The following is a 10,792-nucleotide window of genomic DNA, read 5'->3' as shown; positions in this document are numbered from 1 at the left end:
CATATGAGCAAAAAATCGATTCAAAAGGTGTATGCACTCACACCGATGCAGGAGGGAATGCTTTATCATGCGCTGCTTGATCCGCATTCTTCCTCCTACTTCACACAATTAGAGCTTAGGATTCACGGAAGTTTTCAGCTGGAGCTTTTTGAAAAAAGCGTCAATGAGCTGATCCGGACATATGACATCCTGCGTACGGTATTCGTGCACCAGCAGCTTCAAAAACCGCGCCAAGTCGTATTAGCCGAGCGGAAGACGAAGGTGCACTATGAAGATATCAGTCAATTAGATGAAGCGCGCCAAACCGAATATATTGAACGCTATAAACGCGGCGTGCAGCAGCAGGGCTTTCATCTGGCGAAGGATATTCTCTTTAAAGCGGCGGTGTTCAGACTCAGTGAGAAGGAGCTGTATCTCGTCTGGAGCAATCATCATATCGTCATGGACGGCTGGAGTATGGGCGTTTTGATGAAAAGCCTGTTCCAAAACTATGAAGCGCTTCGTGCCGGCCGGCCCGCCGGGGGAAGCCAGGGCAAACCTTACTCTGACTATATCAAATGGCTCGGAGGCCGGGATTATGAGGAGGCGGAACAATATTGGAGCAGCCGCCTGGCGGATTTCGAACAGCCGAGCCTGCTCCCGGGCCGTCTGGCATCAGAAAAGAAAGACTACCAAAATGAAGAATATTCTTTTGTCTGGGATGAAGAGCTGGTCGCGCAGATTCAGCAGACCGCCAACCGGCATCAAGTCACGGGACCTAACCTGTTTCAGGCCGTTTGGGGTGCGGTGCTCAGCAAATACAACTATACAGACGATGTGGTGTTCGGCACCGTCGTATCAGGCCGTCCTTCAGAAATCAACGGCATAGAAACGATGGCGGGGCTGTTCATCAATACAATTCCCGTCAGAATCAAAATTGACAAAGATGCAGCCTTTTCGGACGTGATGGCGGCAGTTCAGAAAAACGCCGTGGAAGCCGAGCGCTATGATTATGTGCCGCTCTATGACATTCAAAAGCGCTCCGCCCTGGACGGCAGCCTCTTAAATCATTTGGTCGCGTTTGAAAACTATCCGCTGGACAAAGAGCTGGAAAACGGGGGCATGGAGGAAAGACTCGGCTTTTCCATTAAAGTTGAACATGCTTTTGAGCAGACGAGCTTTGATTTCAATCTCATCGTGTATCCGGGAAAAACGTGGACTGTCAAAATCAAATATAACGGAGCGGCTTTCGCTCATGATGCCATCGAACGAACGGCGCACCATCTGACCCGCATGATGAAAGCCGCGGTCGGAACGCCTGACGCGCCCGTACGGGAACTCGGCCTTGTTTCAGGCGAAGAAGAGCGGCAGATTGTTGAGGTATTCAATGATACGAAAACGGCGCTTCCGGAAGAGGAGGCCGTTCACCGTTTGTTTGAAGCACAGGCAAACCGGACGCCTGCAAGCATCGCGATAAAAGAAGCGGGACGCGAATGGACCTACCGTGAAGTGAACGAAGCGGCCAACCGCCTGGCGAGACACCTTGTGAAGAGCGGGCTGGAAAAAGGCCGGACCGCCGCTATTATGAACGACCGGTCTGCGGAAACCGTTGTCGGAATGCTTGCCGTCCTAAAAGCAGGCGGCGCATATGTGCCGATTGATCCGGCTTTTCCGGAGGACCGTCTCCGCTTTATGGCGGAAGACAGCTCGATTCGGCTCGTGCTGACAGTTCAGGACTATCAAGAACAAGCGGGCGCATTGCAAGTCCCGGTCGTCATGCTGGATGAAAGCGCGGATGAAACGGTAAGCGGAACAGACTTGAATCTTCCGGCCGGCGGCAACGACTTGGCGTATATCATGTATACATCCGGATCGACCGGCAAACCGAAAGGCGTCATGATTGAACACAGAAATATCATCAGGCTCGTCAAACATTCGAATTACGTGCCGGTTCATGAAGAAGACCGGATGGCGCAAACGGGAGCCGTCAGCTTTGATGCCGGAACCTTCGAAGTCTTCGGCGCATTGCTGAACGGAGCGTCATTGCACCCGGTGAAAAAAGAGACGCTGCTTGACGCCGGACAACTCGCCCAATTTCTGAAAGAGCAGCGGATCACGACCATGTGGCTGACGTCTCCGCTGTTTAATCAGCTTGCCCAAAAGGATGCCGGCATGTTTAACACGCTCCGGCACCTCATCATCGGCGGTGATGCGCTTGTGCCGCATATCGTCAGCAAAGTGAGGAAGGCATCACCGGAGCTGTCGCTTTGGAACGGATACGGGCCGACGGAGAATACGACGTTTTCGACGAGTTTTCTCATTGATCAGGATTATGACGGTTCGATCCCGATCGGGAAGCCGATCGGAAATTCCACTGCGTACATTATGGACGAAAACCGCAACCTCCAGCCGATCGGCGCGCCCGGTGAGCTGTGCGTCGGCGGAAGCGGAGTGGCAAGAGGCTATGTGAATCTGCCTGAATTAACGGAGAAGCAGTTTGTCCGCGATCCGTTCAGACCGGATGAAATGATATACCGGACGGGGGACTTGGCGAAGTGGCTTCCGGACGGCACGATCGAGTTTCTCGGCAGAATTGATAACCAAGTAAAGGTCCGCGGTTTCAGAATCGAGCTCGGCGAAATCGAGGCGAAAATCAGCCAGGCGGAGAATGTGACGGAATCTGCGGCTGTGATCCGGAAAAATAAAGCGGATGAAAATGAAATCTGCGCTTACTTTACCGCAGACCAAGCCCTTTCGCCGGAAGACCTGCGCAAAACACTTTCGGAATCACTTCCGGAATACATGATTCCCGCACACTTCATCCAGATGAATCAGTTTCCGCTGACGGCGAACGGGAAAATTGATAAAAAAGCGCTGCCTGAGCCTCAGGCTGAAGCCGTTCAACAAGAATACGTAGCGCCGAAAACGGAAGCGGAGCAGAAACTCGCCGACATATGGGAAGGCATTCTCGGTGTAAAAGCGGGTGTGACTGACAATTTCTTCACGATTGGCGGACATTCTTTAAAAGCCATGATGATGACCGCTAAAATCCAGGAGCACTTTCAAAAAGAAGTACCGATTAAAGTGTTATTTGAAAAGCCGACCATTCAGGAGCTTGCGCATTATTTGGAGCATGAGAGCGAGGAGGAACAGCAGTTTGAACCGATCCGACAAGCGCCTTATCAGAAGCATTATCCTGTTTCCTCAGCACAGCGCAGGATGTATATCCTTAATCAGCTCGGACAGGCCAGCACGAGCTACAACGTCCCTGCTGTACTTTTGCTGGAAGGGTCAGTAGACAAAAAGCGTCTTGAGGAGGCCATGCAGGCATTAATCAACCGTCATGAGACACTGCGTACGTCGTTTGACATGGCAGAGGGAGAAGTCGTGCAGACCATTCACAAAAATGTGTCGTTTGAGCTTGAAACCGCCGAGGGCCGGGAAGAAGATGCAGAAGAGCTGACAAAAGCCTTTATCAGGCCGTTTGCGCTCAACCGCGCGCCGCTTGTCCGTTCGAAGCTGATCCGGCTTGAAGAAGACCGGCATCTTCTGCTGATTGACATGCACCACATTATTACGGACGGAAGCTCAATGGGCATTTTCATCGGTGATCTTGCGAAGCTTTATCAAGGCACGGAGCTTGCGCTGCCAAAGATTCATTATAAGGATTTTTCAGTCTGGCAGCGTGAAAAAGCAAGTCTCGATCAGCACGAAGCCTACTGGCTTGATACGTTCAAAGGCGATCTGCCGGTGTTGGATCTGCCGCTTGATTTCCCGCGTCCTGCCGAGCGCAGTTTTGAAGGGGAACGCGTCATCTTCGGGCTTGATAAACAGGTGACGGCGCAGATTAAGAAGCTGCTGGCTGATACGGATACGACGATGTACATGTTCTTGTTAGCCGCTTTTCAAGTGCTGCTGTCCAAATATTCTGGGCAGGAAGACATCATAGTCGGGTCTCCGGCGGCCGGAAGACAGCATCCTGATCTCCAAGACGTGCCGGGCATGTTTGTCAACACAGTGGCGCTTCGGTCGCATCCTGCCGGCAAAAAAACGTTCAAGCAATTTCTGGATGAAGTGAAAACGGCGAGCCTTCAAGCTTTTGAGCATCAAAGCTATCCGCTTGAAGAATTAATTGAAAAACTGCCGTTAACGAGGGACACAAGCCGGAGTCCGCTGTTCAGCGTGTTATTTAATATGCAGAACATGGAGATCCCGGCCCTGCGGCTCGGAGATTTGGAGATTTCTTCTTACTCCATGCATCATCATGTCGCTAAATTTGATCTTTCCTTAGAAGCGGCTGAGCGCGGAGAAGAGGTCGGATTGAGCTTTGATTACGCGAAAGCCTTATTTGCGGACGAAACCATCCGCCGCTGGAGCGCTCATTTTGTCAATCTGATTAAAGCCTGCGCTGAAAATCCGGATATTCAGCTGGCCGATGCAAGCCTGCTGTCAGCTCCTGAACGGGAAGCGCTCCTTTCTGATGAAAAACGGACGGAGGCGGATCTGCCTGAGGGCACTTTTGTTTCGCTGTTTGAACGGCAAGCGCAAAAAACGCCTGATCTCACGGCGGTTGCGGGCGGAATAAGTCTGACATATCGTGAGCTTGATGAACGCTCGAACCGGTTTGCCCGCCACCTTCAGGCTTGCGGAACGGGCAGTGAGGACATCGTGGCCATTATGATGGATCGTTCGGCCGACTTGATTACCGCGATTCTCGGTGTCATGAAAGCCGGAGCGGCATTTCTCCCGATTGATCCGGAGACTCCTGAAGAGAGAATCCGCTACTCTCTTGAAGACAGCGGAACGAAGCTTCTGGTCGTCAATGAGAGAAACATGACCGCGGCCGCCGTTTATAAAGGAAAAACGGTCGTAATGGAAGACGGAGAATGGCAGAACGAAAGCGCCGACCGGCTTGAAACGGAGCCCGGCGCCGACCAGCTTGCATATATCATTTATACCTCGGGAACAACGGGCAAACCGAAAGGCGTCCAGCTGGAGCACCGCAATCTAATCAATTATGTCACATGGTTCAGCCGTGAAGCCGATTTGACCGAAGCTGACAAATCCGTGCTGCTGTCTTCTTACGCATTTGATCTCGGCTATACGGCTATATTCCCGATTCTTCAGGCGGGCGGCGAGCTGCACATTGTGCCGAAAGAGATGTACACCGCGCCTGATCAGCTTGGTGAGTATATACAGAAAAACGGCATTACGTATATGAAACTGACGCCGTCATTGTTCCATATGATCGTCAATACAGCCCGTTTTACGTCAGAACGCCGTTTCAGCCCGCTTCGTTTAGTGGTGCTCGGCGGAGAAAAGATCATCACGTCCGATGTCCGCAAGTTTCATGACGTATACGCCCATACCGACTTCATCAATCACTACGGGCCGACGGAAACGACGATCGGCGCCATTGCGGAACGGATCAATATGGAGCGTCTTGATCAATATGAGCAGCGTCCCGTCATCGGCCGCCCGATCGCAAATACCGGCGCGCTTGTATTGGACGGAGCAATGCAGCTCGTTCCTCCGGGCGCAAGCGGCGAGCTTTATATTACCGGGAAGGGGCTTGCCAGAGGATATCTTCACCGTCCGCAGCTGACGGCGGAGAAATTTCTCTCAAATCCTTTTTCACCGGACAGCCTCATGTACAAAACGGGAGATGTCGTCCGCAGGCTTCCTGACGGGACGATTGAATTTATCGGCCGTGCGGATGATCAGGTGAAAATCCGGGGCTACCGCATTGAATTAAAAGAGGTTGAAACTGTGCTGTTAAGCGTAAACGGCATTCAGGAGGCGGTCGTTCTCGCAGTCAGCGAAGGCGGGCTGCCGGAACTGTGCGCGTATTATAAAGCCGACAGCGAGCTGAAAGGCTCTGAGCTTCGCAAACGGCTTTCCGAAACACTGCCGTCTCATATGCTTCCGGCTTATTTCATACAAGTAGACCGCATTCCGCTCACAGCCAACGGAAAAACCGATAAAAACGCCCTTCCGAAACCGGGCGTCAGCCAAACGGCGCAAACAGCTTCAGTTTTGCCGGAAACGGAATTGGAGGAAAAGCTGTGCCGCATTTGGAAACAGACACTCGGTACGGATACGCTCGGCATTGACGATAATTTCTTCGATTACGGCGGGCACTCTTTAAAAGGCATGATGCTCCTCGCCAATATTCAGGCTGAACTGGACAAAACGGTTCCGTTAAAAGCGCTGTTCGAACAGCCGACTGTCCGCCTGCTTGCCGCATATATTGAAAAATCAGCGGTATCTGAGGGATATCGGATGATCTCACCGGCCGACAGTGCAGACGCGTACCCGTTATCATCCGCCCAAAAACGGATGTATGTCCTGAACCAGCTTGACCGGGAGACAATCAGTTATAATATGCCGTCCGTTCTTCTGATGGAAGGAGAAGTCAATATTTCAAGGCTTCAGGAAGCGCTCAATCAGATGATCAATCGTCACGAGTCTTTGCGGACGTCCTTTATCGATCAAAACGGCCGCCCGATGCAGCAGATCGCAGAACAGGCTGACATCGACCTGCACATCTTTGAAGCAGCAGACGAGGAGAAAGCGGATCTTATCATTCAGGCATTCATTAAGCCGTTCGATCTGAGTGCGGCTCCGCTCATTCGGGCCGCTCTTGTCAGACTGAATGAAAAGAAACACCTGCTGCTGCTGGATATGCATCATATTATTGCCGACGGCGTGTCCAGAAGCATGCTGGTCAAAGAGCTCGCTCATCTTTACAAAGGCGGAAGCCTGCCGTCGCCGAACCTGCACTATAAAGACTTCGCCGTCTGGCAGAATGAACCCGAGCAGGCCGAACGGATGAAAGACCATGAGCGTTATTGGCTCTCCGCATTTTCCGGCGAGCTTCCTGAATTGAATCTGCCGACCGATTTCCCCCGTCCGCCGATTCAAAGTTTTAAAGGACAATCCGTCCGTTTCAGAGCGGGGCGTGAAACGGAAAAAGCGGTGCGTGAATTAATGGAATCATCGGGAGCGACTCTTCATATGGTGCTTCACGCCGCGTTCCATGTCTTTTTGAGCAAAATCACGGGGCAGCGCGATATCATTATCGGCTCGGTGACCGCCGGAAGAACGAGCGCCGAAGTTCAGGAAATGCCGGGGATGTTTGTCAATACGCTTGCGCTTCGCAATGAAACGCGAAAAGAGCAGACCTTCGCCGGGCTGCTCGAACGAGTGAAACAAACCAATCTCGACGCGCTGGCGCATCAGGATTATCCGTTTGAGGATCTGATCGGAAAGCTTGACCTGCCGAGAGATATGAGCCGCAACCCGTTGTTCCAGGTTATGGTGACGACAGAAGATCCGGATAAAGAAACACTGGAACTGGAGAACCTGCGCATCACTCCGTATGAGTCAAACCAAGGCACGGCGAAATTCGATCTGACACTCGGCGGCTTTACGGATCAAGAAGGTCTCGGCCTTCAGTTTGAATATGCGACTGATCTGTTTAAAAAAGAAACAATTGAAAAGTGGAGCGCCGGGTTCCTGCGGATTCTGAAGCAAGCGGCAGAAAGTCCGGACAGAAAGCTGCCTGAGATTTCACTGATCAGCGATGCTGAAAAACAAGCTCTCCTTGACGCATGGAAAGGAAAAACACTTTCTGTACCGCGGGACAAAACGGTTCACCGTCTCTTTGAAGAAACGGCCGCCCGCTACGCGAACCGGCCGGCCGCGGCATATAACGGCGCGAAATGGACGTACGGCGAGCTGAACGCAAGGGCGAACCGCATCGCGCGCATTCTCATGGACTGCGGCGTCACGGCTGACGAACGTGTCGGCATTTTGACGAAACCGTCCTTGGAAATGGCCGCGGGCGTACTCGGCGTCTTGAAAGCAGGCGCGGCATTTGTGCCGATTGACCCCGACTACCCGGAAGAGCGCATCAGCTACATTTTGCAGGACAGCGGCGCCAAGCTTCTTCTCACACAGGAAGCGCTGGGCGTGCCGGACAGCTACAACGGAGAAACGATCCTGCTTGACGGCGGACGCTCCATTCTGAGCCTGCCGCTTGATGAAAACGATGAAGCGAACCCGCAGACGGAAACAACGGCGGATCATCTCGCTTATATGATTTACACGTCAGGAACGACCGGACAGCCGAAGGGTGTCATGGTCGAACACCATGCGCTGGTGAACCTGTGCTTCTGGCATCACGACGCATTCGCCATGACGGCGGATGATAAAAGCACCAAATACGCGGGCTTCGGTTTTGACGCCTCTATCTGGGAAATGTTCCCGACATGGACCATCGGCGCGGAGCTTCACGTCATTGACGAAGCGATCCGGCTGGATATCACCCGCTTAAATCACTATTTCGAAGAGCACGGCGTGACCATCACCTTCCTGCCGACGCAGCTGGCCGAACAATTTATGGAGCTGGAAAATACCTCTCTCCGCATGCTTCTCGTCGGCGGCGACAAGCTGAAGCGGGCGGTGAAACAGCCGTACACGATCGTCAACAACTACGGCCCGACGGAAAACACCGTCGTCGCGACAAGCGGCGTCATCAATCCGGAGAAAGGATCGCTTTCGATCGGACGGGCGATTGCCAATACGAGAGTTTATATTCTCGGCGACGGCGATCAGGTGCAGCCGGAAGGCATTGCCGGTGAATTGTGTGTGGCCGGCCGCGGTCTGGCGCGCGGATACCTGAACCGTGAAGAAGAAACGGCGAAGCGGTTTACCGCCGATCCGTTCGTGCCTGGCGAGCGCATGTACCGGACCGGCGACCTCGTCAAATGGAACGCGCAGTGCGGCATCGAATACATCGGCCGTATTGACCAGCAGGTCAAAGTGCGGGGCTACCGGATCGAGCTTTCAGAAATCGAAGTCCGCCTCGCCCAGCTTGCGGACGTTCATGACGCAGCGGTGACGGCCGTGGAAGACAAAGCGGGCAATACCGCGCTTTGCGCCTATGTCGCGCCTCAGCAGGACGATATCGAAACGCTCAAAGCCGCGCTGAAAGACACGCTGCCTGACTACATGGTGCCGGCGTTCTGGGTGGAGATGGACGAGCTTCCGGTCACCGCAAACGGAAAGATTGACAAAAAAGCCCTGCCGGCGCCTGACATTGAAGCGGGAAGCGCCGTATATAAAGCGCCGGAAACGGAGATGGAGACGCTGCTTTCCGACATTTGGCAGGAAGTGCTCGGTCTTGATCAGATCGGCGTAAGCGATAATTTCTTCACGCTCGGCGGGGACTCGATCAAAGGCATCCAAATGGCGAGCCGTCTGAACCAGCACGGCTACAAGCTGGAGATGAAAGACCTCTTCCAGCATCCGACCATCGAAGAGCTCGTCTCGTATGTGGAGCGGACGGAAGGCAAGCAGGCCGACCAAGGACCGGTCGAAGGCGAAGCGGCTTTAACGCCGATCCAGCGCTGGTTCTTTGAACGAAACTTCACGGACAAACACCACTGGAACCAATCCGTCATGCTTCACGCGAAAGACGGCTTTGATCCGGACCTGGTGGAAAAAACCCTGCAAGCATTGATTGAACACCATGATGCGCTCCGCATGGTTTACCGTGAAGAAAGGGAAGGCATCATTCAGATATACCTCCCTGTCACAGAATGCAAGGCAAGCTTTGAAATCGTTGATCTGTACGGAACTGACGAGGATATGCTGAAAAGCCAGATTCAGCGGCTTGCCGATCATCTTCAGGGAAGTCTGGATCTGGAGAACGGCCCGCTGTTAAAAGCGGAGCAATACCGGACAGAACAAGGCGATCATCTGTTAATCGCGATTCACCATCTCGTCGTGGACGGGGTTTCATGGAGAATTCTGCTTGAGGATTTCGCTTCAGGTTATAAACAGGCGCAGCAGCAAAACAGCATCGTCCTCCCGCAGAAAACCCACTCCTTTAAAGATTGGGCGGAGGCGCTGAACACATTTGCGCAATCAGAAGAGCTGAAAAAGCAGGCGGCTTATTGGGCGCAGGCAGATACGGAAGAACTCCGGCCGCTGCCGAAAGACCATGATCCGAACAAACGGCTCGTCAAACATACGGCGGCCGTGAAATGTGAATTGACTGAGGAAGAAACGGCACAGCTGCTCACAGATGTTCATCATCCGTACGGGACGGAAATCAACGACATTCTGCTCAGCGCGCTCGGCTTAACGATCGGTGAATGGACGGAAAACGGCAAAGTCGGCATCAACTTAGAAGGACACGGCCGGGAAGAAATCATACCGAATGTCAATATTTCACGGACGGTCGGCTGGTTTACGGCCCAATATCCGTTGATTCTGCAGATCAGCAAGGAAGACGGCATCTCTTCCGTCATTAAAACGGTAAAAGAGACGGTGCGGCGCGTTCCTGATAAAGGCGTCGGTTACGGGATTCTCCGGTATCTGTCATCTGATAAAACAGAAAAAGGCGTCACGCCTGAAATCAGTTTTAACTACTTGGGGCAGTTTGACAATGAAGTGAAAACGGAATGGTTTGAGCCGTCTCCATATGATATGGGACGTCAAGTCAGCGAAGAGTCAGAGGCGTTATACGCACTAAGCTTCAGCGGGATGGTTACAGGCGGCCGCTTCGTCATTTCCTGCTCATACAATCAGGAAGAATATGAAAGAAGCACCGTCGAAACACAGATGCAGCGGTTTAAAGACAATCTCTTAATGATCATCCGCCATTGCACGGCCAAAGAGGAGAAAGAATTTACGCCGAGCGATTTCAGCGCGCAGGATCTTGAGATGGATGAAATGGGAGACATCTTTGACATGCTTGAGGAGAATTTAACGTGACAAAAACAGATCACAGAAGGGGGGAGCG

Annotated in this window: 1 protein-coding gene; it reads left to right on the top strand. The window is 52.7% G+C overall.

Going from position 1 to position 10,792, the window contains the following annotated elements:
- The first annotated feature begins 3 nt into the window (after window positions 1-3).
- Window positions 4-10,764 carry a surfactin non-ribosomal peptide synthetase SrfAB gene (gene srfAB, locus SB24_RS20505; protein WP_039252817.1) on the top strand — a complete coding sequence of 3,587 codons (10,761 nt, stop codon included), beginning with the start codon at window positions 4-6 and terminating at the stop codon, window positions 10,762-10,764.
- Window positions 10,765-10,792: the final 28 nt, after the last annotated feature.

Source organism: Bacillus sp. Pc3, from assembly GCF_000815145.1.
In the GTDB taxonomy this organism is placed as follows: Bacteria; Bacillota; Bacilli; order Bacillales; family Bacillaceae; genus Bacillus; species Bacillus velezensis.
The sequence above is the reverse complement of the archived record's forward strand: the minus strand, read 5'-3'. Positions and strand labels throughout refer to the sequence as shown.